Origin of the sequence: Massilia sp. BSC265 (assembly GCF_000740675.1) — a bacterium.
GTDB lineage: Bacteria > Pseudomonadota > Gammaproteobacteria > Burkholderiales > Burkholderiaceae_D > Telluria.
Genome location: NZ_JPXI01000033.1, coordinates 250,173 through 271,083, shown reverse-complemented (window position 1 = coordinate 271,083; position 20,911 = coordinate 250,173). Strand labels below are relative to the sequence as shown.

The window sequence follows — 20,911 nt, the reverse complement described above, 5'->3', positions numbered from 1 at the left end:
ATTCCCTGATAGCTCAGTCGGTAGAGCGACGGACTGTTAATCCGCAGGTCCCTGGTTCGAGTCCAGGTCGGGGAGCCAGAATTCCAGAAAGCCACATCGCAAGATGTGGCTTTTTTGTTTTTGCCTACGGATGTGTTTTGGTAGTTGCGGGTTCGCATGCAAACTAGGTAAGCTGGCAACACCATCTCATCAGGATCAGACAAGTGAAGCATCTACCATCGAGCAAACGGATTGCGGTCGCGGGACAGGTGCTGCGTTTCTCGCAGTCGGGGCAGGGTAGTCCGACCATCGTCATGCTTGGCGGCACCGGCAGCACGCTCGAAGGCTGGTTCAAGCTGTTTCCGGAGATTGAGCAACTGGGTGCGGTCGTGACCTACGACCGCCCCGGTGTCGGCGGCAGCGCCCGCCCGCGCGAGGCGCAGATGGGCACGACCGTCATCCTGCAGCTGCGCGCATTGTTGCGCGAGATCGGCGCCAGGCCGCCTTTCCTGCTGGTGGGGCATTCCTTCGGCGGGCTCCATGCGAACCTGTTTGCGCGCGTCTATCCAGAGGAGACATGCGGCGTGTTGTTCCTCGAGGCGACCGCGCCTGACGACGTGCTCAACATGAAGCGCTACCGCTCAAGGCTGCAGCGTGCCGTCACCGGACTGCTGGACCGTGTCTCGCCCCCGGATCCAAACGACGAAGTGAGCAACGAGGCGGAGACGGTGGCCGAGATTGCGGAGGCGCCGGAGTTCCCCTTGATTCCCGTCACCGTGCTATCGGGCGGCAAGCGGCTGCCGCGTTGGATGGTGCCCATGGAGGCGCAGCGCGAGCGTGAACGCAACCAGGAGGCGCTGGCGCGCCTGTCGCCGCTGGGCGAGCGTGTGATCGCGAAGAGGAGTGCGCATTTCCCGCAGATGTCGGAGCCGCAGGTGGTGCTGGAGGCGTTGTCGACACTGATCCGGCGGACGCAGCGCTAAGGAAGCTTGCTTTTCGTTAGCGCGGGACTTCGCGAAATCGAAAAGCGCTGCTATAATACGGCCTCTAATCCCTGATAGCTCAGTCGGTAGAGCGACGGACTGTTAATCCGCAGGTCCCTGGTTCGAGTCCAGGTCGGGGAGCCAGAATACGAAGGGCCGCATGCGAATGCGGCCCTTTTTGTTTCTACGGTGGCTGCTCAGGCGCCGCGTGGGTCGGCGCCGTCCAGGCGGCAATCAGCGGATCACAGGCTTCACCCGCGAAGCCGCCTCCAGCGCCCGCTGGCGCGCCGTCTCGACATCCTCCGCCGTCGCCAGCGCCACCCCCATGCGCCGGCGTGCGAACGACTCCGGCTTGCCGAACAGCCGCAGGTCCGCGCCCGGCACGCGCAGCGCCTCGGCCACGCCTTCGAACGCGATGCCCGCAGCCTCATGTTGGCCGTAGATGACGGCCGAGGCGCCCGGCGCCCGCAGCGACACGTCTACCGGCAGGCCCAGCACGGCCTTGGCGTGCAGCTCGAACTCGCTCTGCACCTGGCTGGCCATGGTCACCATGCCGGTGTCGTGCGGGCGCGGGCTCACTTCCGAGAACCACACCATGTCGCCTTTCACGAACAGCTCGACGCCGAACACGCCGCAGCCGCCCAGGTCGGCCGTCACTTTACCCGCGATGTCGCGTGCGCTCGCCAGGGCTGCTGGGCTCATCGGGTGCGGCTGCCAGGATTCGACGTAATCGCCCTGCACCTGCTTGTGTCCGATCGGCTCGCAGAAGCTGGTCTCGACCTGTCCATCGGCGCCCACCGAGCGCACCGTGAGCAGGGCAATCTCGTAGTCGAAGTCGATGAAGCCTTCCGCAATCACGCGGCCTGCGTCGACGCGCCCGCCGCTGGCGGCGACTTCCCAGGCCTTGGCCACGTCTGCGGCGCTGTCGAGCTTTGACTGGCCCTTGCCGGACGAGGACATCACCGGCTTGACCACGCAGGGGAAGCCGACCGCGGCGCAGGCCTGTTCCAGTTCTTCGAGGCTGCTGGCGAAACGGTAGGGCGAGGTCGGCAGGCCGAGTTCCTCGGCGGCCAGGCGGCGGATGCCTTCGCGGTTCATGGTCAGCATCGCGGCGCGCGCGGTCGGGATGCAGGTGATCCTGCCGGCTTCTTCCAGCGCCAGCAGGGTCTCGGTGGCGATGGCCTCGATTTCCGGCACCACCAGGTCGGGCTTTTCCAGCGCGATCAGGGCGGACAGGGCGGCGCCGTCAAGCATGTCGATGACGTGGGCGCGGTGCGCCACCTGGTGGCCGGGCGCGTTCGGGTAGCGGTCGACCGCGATGGTCTCCACGCCCAGGCGCTGCAGGGCGATGATGGTTTCCTTGCCCAGCTCTCCGGAGCCGAGCAGCATGACCTTGGTGGCGGAAGGGGAGAGGGGAGTACCGAATGTGCGTGGGATCGTCATGGGATGGCAAATCTGGAAAGCGAAGGAGCGTGGGACTATAGCAAACGCACGTCCAGCCTGCCGCCCATGACATGTTTTCGCGAAGCACTGGTCAAATCCAGATCGGGCCGCTATAATGCGGCCTCCTTTCCCTGATAGCTCAGTCGGTAGAGCGACGGACTGTTAATCCGCAGGTCCCTGGTTCGAGTCCAGGTCGGGGAGCCAGAATACGAAGGGCCGCATGTGAATGCGGCCCTTTTTGTTTTTTCGGTGGCGCTGCGCCAGGACCGTGAGCCGGTCTCGTCTACTCAGCCCTTGTCGGTCAAGACGCCTGCGCTTTCACGATCTGCTGCAATCAGTTGCGCAAGCCTCTGCTGCAATGCCTTTTGTTCCGCGTCGGCCTGCGGCAGAGGAAACCGGCTCTTGTCTTCGGTGGCGATCGACGTATAGACAGTCGAGAGCTGATCTCTGACGAAGGTGGTCAATTCACCCAGCTTGTCCGCGCATGCCTCCATGCCTTGCAAGAACGAGGCCTTCATTCCTTGTATGAGTTCCGGGCTGCTAAGCTCCTTGATGAGCTTGATGACATAAAAGGCGATTGAACGAACGAGTTCGGTGCCGACTTCGAGGCCCACGCTCAAGCGTGCGACGACGGCGTCCCGCTCCTCTTCGCTCAAGGCTGTCCAGCCATAATAAATGGCGCCGACAGCGGCACAGGTGATGGCAAACGGATTGACCGCCATTGCAGCAGCAGATGCGACCGCCTGCAGAGGATGCCCGAGGATCATTTGACCCAATGCAACAATCACGACCGGTGTCGTGTAACCGATGCCAAAGCCGAGCTTGGCGGATTCGATGACGTGGCCGGTTCGGGCTACGGCTGGGTTGTCGGCCTTCTTCATGTCTGAAACGACCGTATCCAGGTGTTTGCCAATCTGTTCGGTCGTTCCATAAATCGATTGCAATGCAGTGCTGATCGAGTTCACCCTTCCTCCGCGTATTGATTTTTGAAAGTTGTATGGTAGCGCCATGATACTGACGGCGCCGGAAAATCATGCAGCGCTGACCTCGGCTGTCCCGTGTACGGACGAGCCCTCCCGCGTCATTGCCGGCAAGCGACCGAACCACGGCTGCGTCCCCTCCAGCTGATGCGCCAGCTGCAGCAACCGATCCTCCCCCCCCGAACGGCGCCACGAACTGCACTCCCAGCGGCAAGCCATCCGCGGTGTAGTAGAGCGGCACCGACATCGACGGCGTCCCCGTCAGGTTCGACAGCTGTGTGAACGGCACATAACGCAGATTGTCCCGCGCGATTCTCTCCACCGTGCTGTCCAGCAGCCCGAGCCGCGCCAGCAGGCCGAGCATGCCGGTGCGCTGGAGCAAGTCCAGCAGGGCTTGCTGGGCCGCCGGCAGGTCGCCGGCGCCGTGCTTCACGGGCGGGTGCGCCAGCGTCGGCGTGAGCAGCATGTCATAGCGCTGGTGGAAGCGTCCCAGTGCCCGCGCGAAGGTATTCCACTGCGCCAGCTGGGTGCTCAAGGCCGGCGCCTTGATCGCGCTGCCCAGCGTCACCAGCAGGCGCGTCATCAGCTCCGGCTCGCCGCCGCTGGCGCCGAGCGCCTTCATGCGCGCCACCAGCGAAGGCACCTGCCCGAAGTAGATGTGCAGGTAGCTGCTTGCCAGCGCCGCGCCGTCGATCTCGGGCGCCGCTTCGTCCACCTCGTGCCCCAGCCCCCGCAGCAGTTGCGCCGCATGGCGCACCGCTGCCATCGCTTCCGGATGCACTTCGGTGCCGATCGGCGAAACGGCCGTGAAGCCGATGCGCAGCCGGCCGGGATCGCGCCGCATCAGTTCCGCGTAGGGCGCGGCGGGCGGGGCGATGACGAAGGGATCGCCCGGCTCGGCGCCCTGCAGCACGTCGAGCGCCAGCGCGGAATCGCGCACGCTGCGCGAGAGCACGCCTTCGCTCGAGGCGCCGAACCAGACTTCGCCCACATCCGGCCCGGCAGACACGCGCCCGCGCGAGGGCCGCAGGCCGAACAGGCCGCAGCATGCCGCCGGGATGCGGATCGAGCCGCCGCCGTCGTTCCCGGCCGCCATCGGCACGATGCCGCTCGCCACGGCCGCCGCGGCGCCACCGCTCGAGCCGCCCGGCGTGTGCGCCAGGTTCCACGGATTGCTGGTCCGGCCGAACAGTATGGGATCGGTCACGCCCTTGAGCGCGAATTCCGGCAGGTTGGTCTTGCCGAAGACGACCAGGCCGGCCTCCAGGTAGCGCCGCATCACGGCCGCATGTTCCCTCGGCACGTGCGCGCGCATGGCGCGGCTGGCATTGGTGGTGGGCAGGCCGGCATAGTCCTGCAGCGTGTCCTTGAGCAGGAAGGGCACGCCGGCGAACGGTCCGCGCAATGGACCTTGCAGCTGGCGGCGCGCCTCGTCTTCCATCAAGCGAACCACGGCGTTGACGCGGCCATGCACCTGGTGATGGCGTGCCAGCGCCAGGTCCAGCAGTTCGAGCGGACTGAGCTCGCCGCGCGCCACCAGCGAGGCAAGGGAAGTGGCATCGTGGCCGAGGTACTCATGGAATTTCATGGGCAAGCCTGTTGTTGAACCTGCATCGCATGAAATCCGCTGCGCCCGCGCTTGTCAAGCGCTTGTTAAGCAAAGGCGCGCTCAGCGCCGTTTTTCAAGCAGCTCGAATACGGCCATGCCCGCCACCATCGCTCCCACGAACAGCAAGGGTTCGAGGCCGCCCCAGGCCAGCGACACGAAGGCCGGGCCGGGGCAGTAGCCGGCCAGGCCCCAGCCGGCGCCGAACACCAGGCTGCCGAGCACCAGGCGGCGGTCGATGCGTCCCTTTGGCGGAAGGTGAAGCGGGGCACCGTCGAGCGTACGTCCGCGCCGCGCAATCCAGGCAAAGGCCGGCGCCGCCACCAGCAGGGCGCCGCCCATCACGAACAGCAGCGACGGATCCCAGTCGCCGGCCAGGTCGAGGAAGGCGAGCACCTTGGCCGGATTGGCCAGCCCCGACAGCAGCAGGCCGATGCCGAATACAAAGCCGGCGAGGAGGGCGTAGAGGATCGTCATGCCACCTCCAGCACGTGGCGCAGCAGCCAGACGGTGAGGAAACCGGCCGCCATGAAGGCGGCGGTGGCGGCAATCGAACGCGGCGAGCGGCGCGACAGGCCGCAGATGCCGTGGCCGCTGGTGCAGCCGGAACCGTAGCGAGTGCCGACACCGACCAGCAGCCCGGCCAGCAGGAGCAGCGGCACCCCCGCGTCGACGCGGATGTCGGGAAGCGGCATGAACAGCGCGAACGCGAACGGTGCGCCGACCAGGCCTGCCAGGAAGGCGACGCGCCAGCCGGTCTCGCCGCGCGCCGGGCGCAGCAGGCCGCCGACGATGCCGCTGATGCCGGCAATCCGGCCCGCCAGCAGGGCGAAGAGCGCGATGCCGGCACCGATCAGCAGGCCGCCCGCCAGCGACGTCCAGGGCGTGAAACTGGCCATGTCAATGTTCATCGCGGTGCTCCCCGTCGCCTGGACAGTAGAGGGAATAAAGGAGTTGCAGCACGGCGAGGGCCTTGGGGCTGGCAATGCGGTAGAACACCTGCTTGCCCGCCCGACGGGTGGCCACCAGGCCTTCCTCGCGCAGCACCGTCAGCTGCTGCGACAGGGTCGGCTGGCGGACGCCGGTCAGGGCTTCGAGCTGGCCGACCGAGCGCTCCTCCTGCGTCATCTGGCACAGCAGCAGGAGCCGGTCCCGGTTCGACAAGGCCTTCAGCAACTGGCTGGCTTCGCCTGCCGCTGCTTCCAGCCGGGCCAGGTCCGCGGATGCGGGACTGTTCACGGTATTCACCTCATGGAAGACATCAATATATAAAATTATATATTGATGTTGCCGTACCTGCACGGAGGTTCAGCGGAACTTCTTCTTGTTCGAGGTATAGGTGCGGGTATAGAAATCCGGCGGCTTCTTCGCCACCCAGTCGATGAAGGCGCGGATGTCCGCGTGCCCGCGCAGCGCTTCCCAGGTGTGATAGGTCTGCAGCAGTTCGCGCTCGGTGAAAGCCGAGTGGATCTTGCGGTGGCAGATCTTGTGGATCGGGAACTGCTCCTTGCCCTTGAAAGTCTTGGGGATCAGGTGGTGGCGGTCGATGTTGACCGCGCCGAGCACGCGGCCGCACAACGGGCAGTGCGCGTCTTCGACAGGGGCTGTATCGATCGGTTCTGGCCGGCGTTTAGGCATGCTGCATCAGATGGCGGCGCCTCGTTGACTTGCAAGATGCATTGGGTCGTCAATACGGTCATGCCGCGCAATCCGTCAATCGTGCGCCGGATCTCCAGAATGTAGTAGAATCAATGCTTACCTTTTTGCAAGATCGTGACACATCAACGAGCCTGCCGCAATGATTGACGATCGCCCCGAATGCTCCGTTCTCCTCATCGACGATGAGCCCTTTGCGCAGGACATCATTGCCCACGGTCTGAAAGGCTGTGCCGGCCACACCCTGTGCTACGAGTCGAGTCCGGCGCGCGCGGTGGAAGTGGCGCGCGAGGTGCGCGCCACGGTCGTGCTGGTCGACCTGCGCATGCCGGACCTGGACGGCTTCGACGTCACCGCGCGCCTGCGCGCCCATCCCGATACCGAAGACGTCCCCGTCATCGTCCTGTCTTCCGAAGACGACCCCGAGATCAAGGCAAGGGCCTTCGCCGTGGGCGCCAACGATTACCTGGTGAAATGGCCCGACCCGCGCGAGCTGGTGGCGCGCGTGCGCTACCACAGCGGCGCCTGCATCGCGCGGCGCCAGCGCGATGCCGCGTTTGCCTCGCTGCGCGTCAGCCAGGAGCAGCTCGCCGCCAGCCAGTCGGCCTTGCACCAGGCACAGAAAATGGAAGCGATCGGCCAGCTCACCGGCGGCGTCGCCCATGACTTCAACAACGTCCTGCAGATCATCGGCGGCAACCTGCAGTTGCTCAAGCTGGTCGGCAACCTGAACGACAGCGCCAAGGCGCGCGTCGAGATGGCGCTCTCCGGCGTCGAGCGCGGCGCCAAGCTGGCCGCGCACCTGCTGGCCTTCGCACGGCGCCAGCCGCTGCAGTCGGTGGTGGTCGATCCCGGCCACCTGCTGCGCGAGATGGACGACATGATGCGCCGCGTGCTCGGCCCGAGCGCGCGCGTCGTCACCGAGATCGAGCCCGGCCTGGGCAGCACCATGGTCGACCCGAACCAGCTCAACAATGTGCTGCTGAACCTGGCGATCAATGCGCGCGACGCCATGGCCGGCAGCGGCACCCTGACCATCCGCGCCTGCAATGTGGACCCGGACGAATTGCCGCACGAGGTCCAGCAGGGGAATTTCATCCTCATCGAGGTGCGTGATACCGGCAAGGGCATGCCGCAGGAAGTCTTGCAGCGCGCCTTCGAACCCTTCTTCACCACCAAGCCGACCGGTCAGGGCACCGGGCTGGGGCTGTCGATGGCCTATGGTTTCGTGAAGCAGTCGGGCGGCGAGATCGTGCTGCGCAGCGAAGTGGGGCAGGGCACCAGCGTGCGCATCTACCTGCCGCGCAGCGACGCCGCGCCGGCGGCGGTCGAGCCCATGCACAGCATGCCGCTGGCCGGCGGCCTGGAGACGATCCTGGTGGTCGAGGACGAGCTCGAGGTGCGCAGCTCGACCTGCGGCATCCTGTCGGCGCTGGGTTACCAGGTGCTGGAAGCGGAGGACGCGCAAAGCGCGCTGAGGATCGTCGACAGCGGCCGCCACATCGACCTGGTGTTCACCGACGTGATCATGCCGGGACCGGTCAGCAGCCTGCAGCTGGGCGACATCGTGCGCCGCCGCCTGCCGCACGTGCAGGTGCTGTACACCTCGGGCTATGCCGAAGGCGTGCTCGCGCACGAGGGCAAGCTGGACGCGTCGGTGCACCTGCTGCAGAAGCCCTACCATCCGGAGACGCTGAGCGCGCGCATCCGCCACCTGCTGCGCCGCGCGAAGCGCGAGCAGAAAGGCGGCATGTCAGCTCAGCAAGCAGCCCGGCAGGATCACTTGGGCTTGACGTAACGGCGCGAGCCCGGCGGCGGTTCGTTCAGGACCGCCCAGAAGATCCCCAGGTCGGCAATGGCGCGCACGAATTCGGCGAAGTCGACCGGCTTGACCACATAGGCGTTCACGCCCAGCTCGTAGCTGCGCAGCACGTCCTGCTCTTCCTTGGACGAGGTCAGCATCACCACCGGGATGCTCTTGAGGGCATCGGTGTCGCGGATTTCCTTCAGCACTTCGAGTCCGTCCACCTTGGGCAGCTTCAGGTCGAGCAGGATCACGGCCGGGTTGCCGGCCGGGCGTTCACTGAACTCGCCGCGGCGATGGAGGTAGTCGAGCGCCTCCGCGCCGTCGCGCACGACGACCACCTCGTTGGCCAGCTGGCTCTTTGCCAGCGCAATCAGCGTCAGTTCGAGGTCGTTCGGGTTATCTTCGACGAGAAGAATAGGCTTGAGCATCGTTGGCCTCGGTGGGATGGTGTTTCGGGATACTGAAGGAGAAGGTCGCGCCCTGGCCCTTGACGGACGTGGCCCAGACGCGGCCGTTGTGGCGCTCGACGATGCGGCGCACGTTGGCCAGGCCGATGCCGGTGCCCTGGAAGTCTTCCATGCGATGCAGGCGCTGGAACACGCCGAACAGCTTGTGGACGTAGTCCATGTTGAAGCCGGCGCCGTTGTCGGCCACGTGGAAGCTCGTGAAGTCGGCGTCTTCCTCGGAGGTGATGGTGATGACCGCAGGGTCGCGCTGGCCGGTGAACTTCACCGCGTTCGACAGCAGGTTGAACACCGCCAGGTACAGGAAGGCCGGATCGGCCCAGACCGGGGGCAGCGACTCGATATGCCACTCGACGTTCCGGCCCTGCATCTCCATGCCGAGCTTGTCGATGCAGGCGGACACCAGGTCGTTCATGTCCACGGTGGTCGGACGCAGTGCGGCGCGCCCCATCTGGGAGAAAGACAACAGGTCGTCCACCAGCTTGCCGGCCAGGCGCGCCGACTCCTTGATGTTCTTCAGGAAGCGCTGGCGCCGCTCCGGGTCTTCCGCGCCCCCCGACTCGATCAGGAGGTCGGAGAACCCGACGATATGGCGCAGGGGCGCGCGCAGGTCATGCGAGACCGAATACGAGAAGGCTTCGAGTTCCTTGTTCGCGCGGCCCAGTTCCTCGGCCAGTTCGGCCATCTGCTCGGCGCGCTCGAGCGCGATGCCCAGCAGGGCGCTACGGAACTCGACCGTCAGCTCGATCTCGGCCGTGTGCCAGGGCAGGCTGCGGCCGTGGATGGTCTCGCGCCAGGCCTGGAAGCTCAGGCGCGGCGTCAGCTGGCGCGGGTCGTTCGGCGAAGCCAGCTTGCCGTGCGGGTTGCCGGCCCATTCGATGGTCTGCACCACCTCCGGACGGAACCACAGCAGGTAATGCTGGTGGATGCGCGAGATCGGCAGGGCTAGCAGGCCGCTGGCATTGCGCACCATGTCGGCGCCGGCAGGATAGACGCTCTTGAGGTGGTCGGTGTGGAACACTTCGGTATGGCCATGCACCGACAGCCAGTCGGCGAGCGCGCGGATCTGCGGCTCGTCCGGCGTGTCGCCGTAGGTCAGCACGCGGTCGTCGACCACGATGGCGACCCCGCCCGCGCGCCCGAAGCGCAGCAGTTCGGGGAACACGCCGCTCATGTTTTCCAGGAGGTCGGCGCCCTTGGTCAGGTGGCCCAGCATTTCGACCATGATGCGGCGCACGTCCAGGCGGAACTGCAGTTCATGGGCGTCTTCGCGCGACTCGATGCACAGCGCCAGGATCTGGCCCAGCTGCTCGCAGGCGGTGCGCTTTTCCACCGACACCGGGCAAGGCTCGGCGTTGTGGCAGGAGATCAGGCCCCACAGCTTGCCCTTGACGATGATCGATACCGACATCGAGGCCAGGGTGCCCATGTTGCGCATGTACTGCAGGTGCACCGGCGAAACGCTGCGCAGCGCTGCAAAGGAGAGGTCGTTGCGCGCTCCGGTCATCGGGTTCAGCTCGGGCAGCAGCGGGGCCGGTACGTAGTTGGCATCCTGGATCACGCGGATCGGCGAGAGCGTATACAGCGCGCGCGCCTGGGCCGGTACGTCGCTGGCCGGGAAGTGCTGCCCCAGGTAGGACTCGTAGCCGTCTGCCTTCGATTCGGCGATCACGCGGCCGTGGCCGTCGGTGTCGAACTGGTAGACCATCACCCGGCCATAGCCCGTCACTTCGCGCACGCGGCGCGCAGCCAGTTCGGACATCTCGGCGATCGAGGCCGGCTGGTTGACCTTGACGAGGAAGTCGCCGATCAGTGGATACAGGTTGCGAAAGTCGGCGGCGCGGCGGCGGTCGACCGCTTCGAATTCGAGGATCAGCAGGCTGTCCCAGACGTGGACGAGGACGTCGAAGTGGGCGCCATTGCCGGTGGTGACCGTGCCGATATAGGCAGGACGCGACACCACCGGGTTGGCGTCGATTTCGGCGGCGATGCGCGCCGCGGCCGTTTCGCCTACCACCTGCACGAGCGCTTGGCCGATGGCTTCCTGTGCCGGCATGCCGGTCCAGGTTCCGAGGTTGGCGCTGGCCTGCTGCACCACGAGCGCCGCCGGCGACAGCGTCAGCATGAAGCCGTGCGGCTGGATGCTGCCAGGCGTGCGGATCGGTTCGTCCGCACAGCGGCTGAGGTCGATGGTGTCGGAGGGTGCCTGGGTCATGTCAAACGGAAGGCCTGCTGAAGATACAATTCGGTATTGTAACGTCAAATCCGGCAGATCGAACGGAGGGTGGGTAATTTCCAAGCTTGCATATGTATATACAAGTCAATAGCGAGTCAAACGCGCGGCCGGTATTGCTGAGTATCGCTATGATAGGATATTTGCCGCTCCAGACATAGCAAGCCCGGGTCATGAATACGCACTTCCCCGCCAAGCCGCCCCTGACCGACGAACAACGGTTCCAGTACCTGATCGCCGGCATCAGCGACTATGCCATCTACATGCTGGACCCATCCGGCCACATCGCCAGCTGGAACGCCGGCGCCCAGCGCTTCAAGGGTTACCAGCCGCACGAGATCCTGCGCGAGCACTTCTCGCGCTTCTACACCCCGGAAGACCGCGAGGACGGCCTGCCGGCGCGCGCGCTGGCGCACGCCCTGGAGCAAGGTAAATACGAGGCCGAGGGCTGGCGCGTGCGCAAGGACGGCACCCGCTTCTGGGCCCACGTGGTCATCGACCCGATCTACGATGAAGATCGCAACCTGCTGGGCTACGCCAAGATCACGCGCGACGTCACCCAGCGCAAGCTGGCCGAGGACGCGCTGCGCGAGAGCGAGCAGCGCTTCCGCCTGCTGGTGCAGGGCGTCACCGATTATGCGATCTACATGCTCTCGCCCGAAGGCCTGGTGACCAACTGGAACGTCGGCGCCGAGCGCATCAAGGGCTATTCGTATGACGAGATCGTCGGCAGCCACTTCTCGCGCTTCTATACCGACGAAGACCGCGAGGCCGGCATGCCGGTGCGTGCACTCGGCACCGCTGCCCGCGAAGGCCGCTACGAGGCCGAAGGCTGGCGCCAGCGCAAGGACGGCACCCGTTTCTGGGCCCACGTGATCATCGACGCGGTCCACGACGACGAGGGCAAGATCCTGGGCTTTGCCAAGATCACGCGCGACCTCACCGAGAAAAAGCGCACCGAGGAAGCGCTGGAGCAGGCCCAGTTGGCCCTGTTCCAGTCGCAGAAGATGGAATCGATCGGCCAGCTCACCGGCGGCGTGGCGCACGACTTCAACAACCTGCTGTCGGTGCTGGCCAGCGGCCTCGAGGTGCTGAGCATGACGCGCCAGGCCAGCGGCGACGCCAAGACCCTCGACAGCATGCGCCGCGCGATCGACCGCGGCGCCACGCTCACCCAGCAGTTGCTCGCCTTTGCGCGCCAGCAGCCGCTGCAGCCGGAGACGCGCAGCATCAACCGCCTGATCTCCGGCTTCGAGTCGGTGCTGCGCCGCGCAGGACACTCCGGCATCGAGTTCGAATTCAGCCTCGATCCGCAGGCCGGCAGCGCCGTGGTGGATGCTGCGCGCTTCGAATCGGCCCTGCTCAACCTGGTCGTGAATGCGCGCGACGCCATGCCCGACGGCGGCAGGCTGACGCTGGATACCGCGCAGGTGGCGCTGCAGGAGGGCGAGGTGGCGGGCCTGGCGCCGGGACCCTATGTCTGCATCTCGGTGACCGACACCGGCACCGGCATGTCTCCGGAGACGGTGCGGCGCGCCTTCGAACCCTTCTACACGACCAAGGAAACCGGCAAGGGCACGGGCCTGGGCCTGTCGCAGGTGTACGGCTTCATCAAGCAGTCGGGCGGCGAGGTGGTCATCCAGAGCACGCTGGGGGAAGGCACGACCATCGCGATCTACCTGCCGGCCGTCACGACCCAGGATCGAGAGGTGACGCACGGCGACAACGAGACGGTGCTGATCGTCGAGGACGAGCCGGACCTGCTGGACGTGGCCTCGGCGCTGTTCATGAGCATGGGCTACGAGGTCACCACGGCGGCCAGCGGCCAGGAAGCCATGAACGTGCTGGCCAGCCGCGACGTGGACATCCTGTTCACCGACATCGTCATGCCGAACGGCGTCAACGGTATCGAGCTGGCCGAGTACACGCGCGAGAACTACCCGAGCATCAAGGTGATGCTGGCCTCGGGCTACCCGCAGCCGGCGCTCAAGCTGGACCAGTACCGGCTGGGGGATTTTACGTTCGTGAGCAAGCCGTATCGCTTGTCGGACCTGGCAAGGGGGCTGCGCAGCGTGCATTGAGCGCAGCGGCTCTTCTACGAAATCAGGGCCGTGTCGCTACCCGAGTAGATTTTCCGGTAGCGCAGGTAGCCGGCTTTCGACATCAGGCCATACGAGCGCTCCCACGGTTCGCGCCCTCCGACCTGGAAGCGGGGAATCGTGTTCGTTCCAAGGTATTCGTCGGCAATGCGTTGCTCCTCTTGCGTCAGCGTCGACCGGTGGTCGGACTTGCCGACGACAACAGCCAGTGACTCCTTGCGCTGCCGTACGCAGCGACGCAGATAGAGGTGCATTTCGTCCTCATTGGCCGGCCCGTTCAGTTTGAAGGAGGCCCGTGAGTCATGGACGTAGTTGTCGAACATGTCGAGAGTCGCTTCGCAGGGATGCGCAAGCGCGTGCCAGAATGTGGCGATTTCTTCCCATTCCGCATGATGCAAATCGCCGAAACCTGCGCGCTGGATGGCAGGTTTGAAATGCGCTCCTTTGGATTGCATCCATGCGACGAAGGCCTTGATCTCTTCATCGAATTCCTGCGCTGCGCTGTGCAAGTCGTTCTGGTGAAACGTGGAAGCCCGTAGAAAGCTCCCGCTGTTCTGCAACGGCGCCTTCCCGGTCACCCTGCGGTGCAGCCGCCACTCGATCTGCTTGCGCATGTGCTCGCGCACGATCCGGTGCAGGGGGCCCTGCTTTTCCTTGCATGTGTCGAGATAGGCGTTGAAAGCCCGGATCGTTTCCTTGCCGACCGCGAATTTCGCTTTGGTGGCCTCCGTCGCCAGTTCGAGCTTCAGCGGTACACCGCTTAGCCTGGCTTCCTTGTACATCATGATGAGGGGTATCCGCGACAGCATGTCGTCGCCATTCCGATCGGTGCCCCGTCCCTGCTCACGCGGGCAATAGCCGCCGCCGATATCGGAATGTACACCTGGCACCACCACTTCCTTGCAGCCGGCGGGAACGGCACCCCCCACCGAAATCGAGTCCAGTGGAAAGCTGCGCCTGAGTTCGTGCGCGGCAACCAGGTGCAGGCATTTCAGCCCCGGGGGAATGCGCAGGCTGTCTTCCACATCCGCCCAGGCGCCGTGGCCGTTTCGGCCGGCCACCGTGTTGCCCACGCCGACGGAAGCGACCGTATCGAAGATGCCGAGGAAATCGAACTCGACCGGAAAGCCGCCGAGTGACATCCGCTTCGCGCCGCAGAGTTGCGCGTCGAGCCGGCATAGCGTCTGGAGCCAGTTCGCGAAGGCCCGAGCCATGGTCGCGCCACGGGAGAAGCCGAAGATGGAAATGTAGATCGTCTTGACGATGCCCGGGTCTTTCTTTGCTGGCTTGCCGGTTCGCTTGTCGATCCAATGCAATTTGACTGCCTGGTGCAGGCGGGACAGCATTCCGCTCAACAGGAACCGCGCCAGTATCCCCGCTGCGGAGTCGACTATGTCGGCATCGTCGTCCTGTCGTCCTTCCACTGCCCGTCGGGTATTTTTCGTGAGTGACAGGGTAGCGAACAGATTTTCTATTTCAGGCTGCAGGATCAGTGGGGAACCGAGAAAGAAGCGATGGACGTTGTTGATGGCCTGCGCCAGCGCCCAGATGAGGCGACGCTCACCCCAGCGTCCGGAAGCGCCACCGGCGACCTTGTCCGTTCCGGCCCCGCTGTCCTTAACCTGCGGGAATTCCGTGCCGACGCCGGGTATGTAGACCTTGAAGAAGTGCTTGTTCTCCGACGGCTTGTATTCCCAGTCGGTGGACCTGGGAAGCACCCCGGGAACGCTCATTCCGGGGAAGCAGTCGTACAGGCGCGCGATGTTCGAGTGGTCTTTTGTTTTCTCGGCGGCGATGTAGTTGTTTCCTGTGCCGTCAAAAAAGAAGCCGAAGAAGATATTGGTGTCGCAGGATCTTGTGGGGGAGCAGATGGGTGGTGACTCTCGTTTTTGAAAAACGTCCAGCGCATTTATCTGACTTTGGCTAAATAGCTTCTCATTCTCTTTGGCGAATCCAAATCCTGAATCTATCGGATCTATAAGAAATGCACTCACGGTTTACTCCTCAGAAGATCAGCAAACTCAGTTTTGAGTTCTTCTAGTCTGACCGAGTACGTTTTTCTCAAATGTGATTTGTAATCAGGGTCGTTCGGTCCACTGAATCCTTTTAGTTCAGAAGGATTGTATTCTGCAGCATGGTTCCAAGCTTCCTTCGCCTGCTCGTCTGGTTCAGACTCCAGTTCCTTGAGTGAGTCCGCATAGGCCTTCATATATGTTCTCTTCTGATGAATATACAATTCCCAACGCTGTCTCTGGTATTCAAGAGATGGAATAGGCCAGCCCTTAATTTTGCCGGGCCAGGCAGGATGATCCGGCTGCACATTGCTGGAGACGACGCCGATCTTTCCTTTGCCATCTCTGATGACCCACAATTCTCCGGCTTCGGCATACTCCGGCACTTCCACCTCATGTTCTTCCGTCACCTCCGGCAGGCTCCCGTCGGGGCGCTTCTTCAGCCAGTGAATCGTCGTAAGACGAACTTTGGTCCCGGGTTTCCACTTCCAAGGAAGCACGGCGCAGCAGGTCGTGCCGCCGGCGGCGAACGGCGCGATATGTTCGCCGCCGATGGTCTTTTTCGGGTTCTCAGGGGCGGCAATGAAATAGCTGAATTCACGGTCGCTGTAGTTCACGCCGTGCAGGCTGACGCTCGCATGTGTGCCCCGGTACTGCGACATGGCCAGCCCGACCACACCTAGAAGGCCGACAACGCCGGTCAAGATCTTATATTTCAGTAGCATGAGCAGCCTCCATCGAAAGTGCGTCTGCCTTCCACGCCGTGAACGATCGGGCGATATCCGCTAGCTCGTTTCGCCTGCAGTGCCCCAGCAGCCAGCCACACCAGTCGACGAGCTCCACGTCGCCCATGCCGGCTTTCAGGGCCGGCGCCAGCGCGGAGGAAATCAATGCATGGGCTTGCGACGGGCGATACGTACCGAGTTCGGGGTGGTCGGCGAGCCGGGCCAGCACTTCATCGGCCCGGCTGTCTTCCACCAGCGCCGCGAATCGCGCATCGTCGAGTTGCGGTTCGGTGGCGATGGCCTCGCCCGATGCGTCGAGCGCAATCGTCCGCCAGCTGCCATCGCGTCCGATATGGCTCCAGCTAACGGCAGGACCGGTGAGCTGCCCGCGCTGCGCCGGAGCGAGCGTATTCAGGATGGCGGGAAGGCGCCGCGTGTCGGCGAAACGGAAATTGAAGCGCTGGCCGTCGGCTTCGATGATGCACCATGCCGCCAGCCGGGCCGCCAGGTCCCGCCATGGTTCCGGCGTTTCGATCACGCTCACCATGGACCAGCCCCGACATCTGTCCAGTACCGTCAAGAGCGCACGGTCCCCCGGATCGAAGGGCAGGATGAAGGGCGATACATCCAGCGTACCCGGACCGCTCGCAGGCAGCCCTTCGAACAGCAGCGCCTTGCGCCCGGCTGCGATACGGCGGTGCAGGCCCGGAACGAAGGCGCCGTCGACCAGCACATGCAGTGCGTGGGCATCCGGACGTTTCCGAAAGCGCTGGTGCAGCGCATCTAGCCAGTCGTCGGCGAACGGATCGGTCAGCATCTCACTCCACCATGGAAAAAGCTGCCCCCACTGCGAGGGCGCGCTTGAGGCATTCGACGCACACGCTGCGGGGCAGGGCAGGCATCGGATAGCCCAGCTGCTGCGGGTCCGTCAGGCTCTTCTTGTTCGCGTGGACGGTGAGCTTGCCGGGGCATTGCACGTTGATGTTCCCGCTATCGATCGTCAGACTGGCGCCGCCGGCGGTCGACAGGACGATCCGCTGTGCCGCAGCCCAGTCGATGTGTGCGCAGGCGCTAACGAACGCCACTTCGTCGCGTGCCTGTACGGCAAGCGCGTCCGCCTGCGCCTGCAGGCCGATCTCGTCCCTGACGGCGATCAGTTGCAAGCTGTCGCTGCCGGCGCCGGCGCCGGTGTCGATGGCGCCTGCCAGCGAGCCGATGGCCTGGCCGGTATGCAGACGCAGTCCGGCGCCGCCGGCCAGCCGGGTGTCCTGCATGCTCACCAGAGTGGCGGTCTCGCCGTTCGCCAGCTGCAGGCTTTGCCCGGCGCTGGAGGCGAAGATGTCCTTGGCGGATACCGTGACCAGGCCAGCGCCGTTCTCCGTCTGGGGCGCCGATACGGCGCTCGCTATTGCCCCGAGCGGAGCGGACCCGCCGTCCAGAAAGCTGGCGTTGGCTTTGACGGCTCCAGCATGGCTTGCCAGCCCCACCGTCCGATGGACAGACGCCGCGGCGTGCAGCGTGGCAGCCGTGGCAGTTGCCTGGCGGATCAGGCTGGCGCCAGCCGCATTCTCCCCTGCAGCATCGCGCGAGGCTGCGCCGTGCCCGATTTGCCAGCTGGATACCAGCAGCCCCGCTCCGCCGCGCGCCGCGCCATACGCGTCGGAGCGCAGCTCGGCGCCGCGCCCGCGGAAACTGCCGCGATAATTGTCGGCGGCATGGAGTAGATGTCCCAAATTCAGCTCGGTCGCCGACTGGGTACTCCTGAGCTGGGCGCGGCCCTGCCCGTCGCTGTCGTCGATCAGCAATTGGTTATAGCCGGTTCCGCCGATCCCGGCCGTGCGCAGGCCCCATTGGGCCGCCGCGTTGCGGTGGCCATTGGCGTCGCTTGACTCCCCATGCCAGGCCGGACTGCTGCCACCGGCGAGGTTGGCCTGTGCCGAGTAGGCATGATCATGCGCCTGCGCGAAGCATTCCTGATCGCTCGCCGCGTCCCGCCGACCTCCCGGCGAGGGCGGGATGCCGCCTTCACCCCGGCCGTTGTACAGTGCGCCGACCACGACCGGCCGGTCAATGTCATTTTCAAGAAACTGCACCAGCACTTCCTGCCCGACCCGGGGGAGAAATTGACTACCCATGCCGCAGCCGGCCAGGCGCTGCGCTACCCGCACCCAGCAGCTCGCATCCCCATTGTCCTGCCAGTGAAAACGAATGCGAATGCGCCCTAAACGGTCGCAGTAAGGTGCATCGACGCCCTTTGATTGCGTGTCCCCGTCAGCGCCGATGACGATCGCAGTTTGCGCGCCGTGCGCGGTCGGCCTGGCCTTGATGCGGCCGTCGCCATTGCTCAACTGCGGGCGCCATGGAACGCCTGCCGGGATCGCTTCGAAGCGGTTGGCATGGCCGGTTCGTTGGGCATGTTCGATAACCTGGGCCACGTCGTCCTGCCTGGCACGAACAATCTGTTCCAGCAGTTCGGGAAGGGGGCCGAACAGTTCGGCCAGGGCAAGCTGCGCTGGCGGCGGCATATTGTTCACGCCCGCGCTCATGGTCTGACAGACAGTGAACTGGGTCGCATCTCCAAGCCGCTGCAGCGGAATGCCGGTGACCGTCAGCCGCGTTCCCGCCCGCAGGGTTCGAACGGTGGAAAGGCCTTGCCATAGCTGCCCGCGTGCTTCGACGCCTTGCATCTGCAGATCGGCATGGCGTTGCGCCAGCGCGATATCGGTGAAAGCGTACTGCCCAGGTACATCGTACGATTCCAGCTCCGGCAGCCTGCGAACCCGCGTGAGGGAAGGCGAAACCGCGCCGACAAGCCGCTTGGCCTGGTAGTCGGTACTTTGCAAGGTGGTCAGCGAGGCGTGCAAGCGCTTGTGTTCCACCAGCGCCTGCACGGTATCGTGGTGCTCCACCGAACTCGCACCATGATAGCGGACGCCTGCGTCGTTCTGGCAACTGCGGTCGTCCGGCACTGCATGGAGCGAGGTGCTATCGGCGAACAACACCAGGCATGGACCTGCCTCCGTGTGCTCGATTCGCCAGCCGAGACCTTCTTCGGCCAGGATCCGGCGCACGAAGTCCAGGTCAGTCTCGCGGTATTGGCAGCAATAGCTGCGCGCCGCTACGGTAGCGAGGTACGATGCCGTGTCAGGGCTCCAGCGCCAGCGCGCGGCGGGCCGGTAGTGTGCGAATACCTCGTCGACGATGTCCACGATCGTCCGGTCTTGCCAAATACGGCTGTTACGTACGTGCTCCAGCCGCCATATCCAGGGCGAGAGTCGGAGTCGGTAGCGTGCTAGCCCGCCATCGCTGCCGAGAACGGATACGGCGCAGATCTCGCCGCCAATGCTTTCCTGCCCTCCGTCGGCGAGGGTAATCTGCAGCGATGCTGCCTGGCCCAACAGCGGCTCCGCTTCCAGGTAGGCGCTGGTGGACAGTGCAATCACATCGCAGACAGGAATGTCGAGCAGAGTGTCGTCGGCAGCGTAAGCCTCCACCAGCAGGGCAGAAGATGGGGCATCGCCGATTCTGAACTCGAACAGCCTGGTCGCGCTCGAGAATTCCGCGAGCGTGGCAGCGATTTGTTCTGCCAAGTCGGTACCCATGGTGGACGCTCCATTTTCAAATGAAACGTCAGCCACGATACGTCTGAGTTACTCGGATACTATTGCGTCAAGTCATCTTACAGGTCAAAGATGATATCGCTGATCCGCTCATACACCGGATTGGCCGACGGCCCCGGATTCGGCCAGTTCAGAATATCGAAGTGGTCGTATCTCTTGTAGGTCCCGAGGAAGTTCCACGTCCCCTTGACCGACTTGCCATCGTAGTTGCGCACCGGGTGCCCGTTCGGCGCCCGCATGCTGGCCGTATTCACCACCCCGTCGTTCGCGAACCATTCGCTGTCGATGCGCACCCGCCCCGCGCCTCCCTGGGTATAGCCGCCCAACCCGTTCTGCAGCACCGAGGGCACGATCCATTCCCCCGCCATGCCCTTGAAGGCGGGGATCATGTCGAGCCGCGGATACTGGTAGAGGGTGGCCTGGATCGGCGCGATCACGCGGTCGGTCTCGTTGCAGCACCAGGCACCGGCTTCGGTCGCCTGCGTGCCCACCGAGTAGTAATAGATGTGCGGCGAGGTGCGCGCCCATAGATTGAACTCGCGCGCGCCGTCCGGTGACAGCTCCCAGTTCGCCCAGCGGTGCTTGAGCAGGTCGCCCAGCGGCGACTGCAGGGGCGGCAGCACGTTCAGCACGGCGTCGGCGAAGGTGGTGCCGTTGTGGGGCGTCGAGATGGTGGTCACGCTGCGCACCCAGCCCACCTTGCCGCCCTTGAACAGCTCGTGGCCGCCCTCGTCGTCGGGCGAGCCGTGTTCCAGCAGCTCGATGAGGGCGCGGATGGTCGTGCCGCCCTGGCTGTGGCCGATCAAGTGGATCGGGTGCTCGGCGTCCCAGGCCGGGTAGAGCGCCAGCGGGTGGTTTTCCGGATTGTTCTTCGGGTCGGCGGCCCAGCACTTGCCGCCTGGCTTCCGCTGCTGGCCCGGCAGGCCGTACTTGCGGACGTGGGCCGCGCCGTAGTCGACGCAGCCGCCCTTGATCTGGGCATAGAGGTCGGCCGCGCGGTCCCAGTTGGAGCTGATCGGGCCGACCACGGCCGCGAACACCGTGCGCGGGCCGCGGTAGACCTGCATGTGCGAAGCGATGTCGCCGTAGCCGCCCCAGTAGTTGAAGCCGCTGTGCTCGAAGGTGTCCGGGCCGAAGCCGAGGAAGCCGTGGACCAGGATCACGGGATGGTTATTTCCAGCGCCGGCGGGCACGCAGGTGCACAGCGCAGCCAGCGCGAGCAGGGCGTGGGTAATGCGAAACATGCAATTCTCCGAAATGGCGTCAGGGCCATTGTCGGAGCTGCCGGCCGGGCGCGGTTTGCG

General features: G+C 64.8%; 17 protein-coding genes and 3 tRNA genes. 6 read left to right on the top strand and 14 right to left on the bottom strand.

Annotated features, from left to right (window positions below; translation table 11 throughout):
- Positions 1-2 precede the first annotated feature (2 nt).
- The 3 genes from MA09_RS13405 (at position 3) to MA09_RS13395 (ending at position 1,106) form a co-directional block, all read left to right on the top strand.
- Positions 3-78: transfer RNA gene (locus MA09_RS13405), tRNA-Asn, on the top strand.
- A 125-nt stretch (positions 79-203) separates the two neighbouring features.
- Positions 204-962, top strand: a complete 759-nt coding sequence (locus MA09_RS13400; RefSeq protein ID WP_036249229.1) for an alpha/beta fold hydrolase — start codon at positions 204-206, stop codon at positions 960-962.
- A gap of 68 nt (positions 963-1,030) precedes the next feature.
- Positions 1,031-1,106, top strand: a tRNA-Asn gene (locus MA09_RS13395).
- Between the two features lie 90 nt (positions 1,107-1,196).
- On the opposite strand, the gene purT is transcribed toward MA09_RS13395, so the two are convergent.
- The gene (purT, locus tag MA09_RS13390) at positions 1,197-2,405 is read right to left on the bottom strand and encodes a formate-dependent phosphoribosylglycinamide formyltransferase (protein WP_036249227.1); all 1,209 of its coding nucleotides are present in this window, start codon (positions 2,403-2,405) and stop codon (positions 1,197-1,199) included.
- Positions 2,406-2,533: 128 nt separating this feature from the next.
- On the opposite strand from purT, the gene MA09_RS13385 reads away from it, so the two are divergent.
- Positions 2,534-2,609, top strand: a tRNA-Asn gene (locus MA09_RS13385).
- Between the two features lie 83 nt (positions 2,610-2,692).
- Here the strand turns inward: MA09_RS13385 and MA09_RS25310 are convergent.
- The 6 genes from MA09_RS25310 to MA09_RS13355 all read right to left on the bottom strand — a co-directional run bounded on the left by MA09_RS25310 (position 2,693) and on the right by MA09_RS13355 (position 6,629).
- Entirely contained in the window at positions 2,693-2,923 is a 231-nt protein-coding gene (locus tag MA09_RS25310; protein WP_229440702.1) for a hypothetical protein, read from the bottom strand.
- A 22-nt stretch (positions 2,924-2,945) separates the two neighbouring features.
- Positions 2,946-4,973, bottom strand: a complete 2,028-nt coding sequence (locus tag MA09_RS24135; protein WP_229440701.1) for an amidase — start codon at positions 4,971-4,973, stop codon at positions 2,946-2,948.
- An 81-nt stretch (positions 4,974-5,054) separates the two neighbouring features.
- Positions 5,055-5,468, bottom strand: a complete 414-nt coding sequence (locus tag MA09_RS13370; RefSeq protein WP_036249218.1) for a YeeE/YedE family protein — start codon at positions 5,466-5,468, stop codon at positions 5,055-5,057.
- A complete protein-coding gene (locus MA09_RS13365) occupies positions 5,465-5,902 on the bottom strand; it encodes a YeeE/YedE family protein (protein ID WP_036249216.1) in 438 nt (145 codons plus the stop codon). The genes MA09_RS13370 and MA09_RS13365 overlap by 4 nt, the downstream gene beginning before the upstream one ends.
- Entirely contained in the window at positions 5,892-6,230 is a 339-nt protein-coding gene (locus tag MA09_RS13360) for a metalloregulator ArsR/SmtB family transcription factor (RefSeq protein ID WP_036250039.1), read from the bottom strand. The genes MA09_RS13365 and MA09_RS13360 overlap by 11 nt, the downstream gene beginning before the upstream one ends.
- 69 nt (positions 6,231-6,299) lie before the next feature.
- On the bottom strand, positions 6,300-6,629 hold the full coding sequence (locus MA09_RS13355; protein ID WP_036249209.1) for a hypothetical protein: 330 nt from the start codon (positions 6,627-6,629) through the stop codon (positions 6,300-6,302).
- A 160-nt stretch (positions 6,630-6,789) separates the two neighbouring features.
- Here MA09_RS13355 and MA09_RS13350 point away from each other — a divergent pair, with 160 nt between their 5' ends.
- Positions 6,790-8,445 carry a response regulator gene (locus MA09_RS13350; protein WP_036249207.1) on the top strand — a complete coding sequence of 552 codons (1,656 nt, stop codon included), beginning with the start codon at positions 6,790-6,792 and terminating at the stop codon, positions 8,443-8,445.
- Here MA09_RS13350 and MA09_RS13345 read toward each other — a convergent pair.
- A complete protein-coding gene (locus MA09_RS13345) occupies positions 8,427-8,882 on the bottom strand; it encodes a response regulator (protein ID WP_036249205.1) in 456 nt (151 codons plus the stop codon). The two genes, MA09_RS13350 and MA09_RS13345, sit on opposite strands and share 19 nt — an antisense overlap.
- On the bottom strand, positions 8,851-11,133 hold the full coding sequence (locus MA09_RS13340; RefSeq protein WP_051933423.1) for an ATP-binding protein: 2,283 nt from the start codon (positions 11,131-11,133) through the stop codon (positions 8,851-8,853). The genes MA09_RS13345 and MA09_RS13340 overlap by 32 nt, the downstream gene beginning before the upstream one ends.
- A 191-nt stretch (positions 11,134-11,324) precedes the next feature.
- Here MA09_RS13340 and MA09_RS13335 point away from each other — a divergent pair, with 191 nt between their 5' ends.
- Positions 11,325-13,232, top strand: a complete 1,908-nt coding sequence (locus MA09_RS13335; RefSeq protein ID WP_036249202.1) for a PAS domain-containing sensor histidine kinase — start codon at positions 11,325-11,327, stop codon at positions 13,230-13,232.
- A 14-nt stretch (positions 13,233-13,246) separates the two neighbouring features.
- Here the strand turns inward: MA09_RS13335 and MA09_RS13330 are convergent, their stop codons facing one another.
- From MA09_RS13330 to MA09_RS13310, 5 genes are all read right to left on the bottom strand, one after another.
- Positions 13,247-15,244, bottom strand: coding sequence for a DUF2235 domain-containing protein (locus tag MA09_RS13330; RefSeq protein ID WP_051933422.1), 1,998 nt, complete (start codon positions 15,242-15,244; stop codon positions 13,247-13,249).
- Positions 15,241-15,987, bottom strand: coding sequence for a DUF3304 domain-containing protein (locus tag MA09_RS23720; RefSeq protein WP_081897610.1), 747 nt, complete (start codon positions 15,985-15,987; stop codon positions 15,241-15,243). The genes MA09_RS13330 and MA09_RS23720 overlap by 4 nt, the downstream gene beginning before the upstream one ends.
- Positions 15,971-16,804, bottom strand: coding sequence for a DUF4123 domain-containing protein (locus MA09_RS13320; RefSeq protein ID WP_036249199.1), 834 nt, complete (start codon positions 16,802-16,804; stop codon positions 15,971-15,973). The genes MA09_RS23720 and MA09_RS13320 overlap by 17 nt, the downstream gene beginning before the upstream one ends.
- Before the next feature lies 1 nt (position 16,805).
- On the bottom strand, positions 16,806-19,589 hold the full coding sequence (locus tag MA09_RS13315) for a type VI secretion system Vgr family protein (RefSeq protein WP_036249196.1): 2,784 nt from the start codon (positions 19,587-19,589) through the stop codon (positions 16,806-16,808).
- A 77-nt stretch (positions 19,590-19,666) separates the two neighbouring features.
- Positions 19,667-20,851, bottom strand: coding sequence for a triacylglycerol lipase (locus MA09_RS13310; RefSeq protein ID WP_036249194.1), 1,185 nt, complete (start codon positions 20,849-20,851; stop codon positions 19,667-19,669).
- Positions 20,852-20,911: the final 60 nt, after the last annotated feature.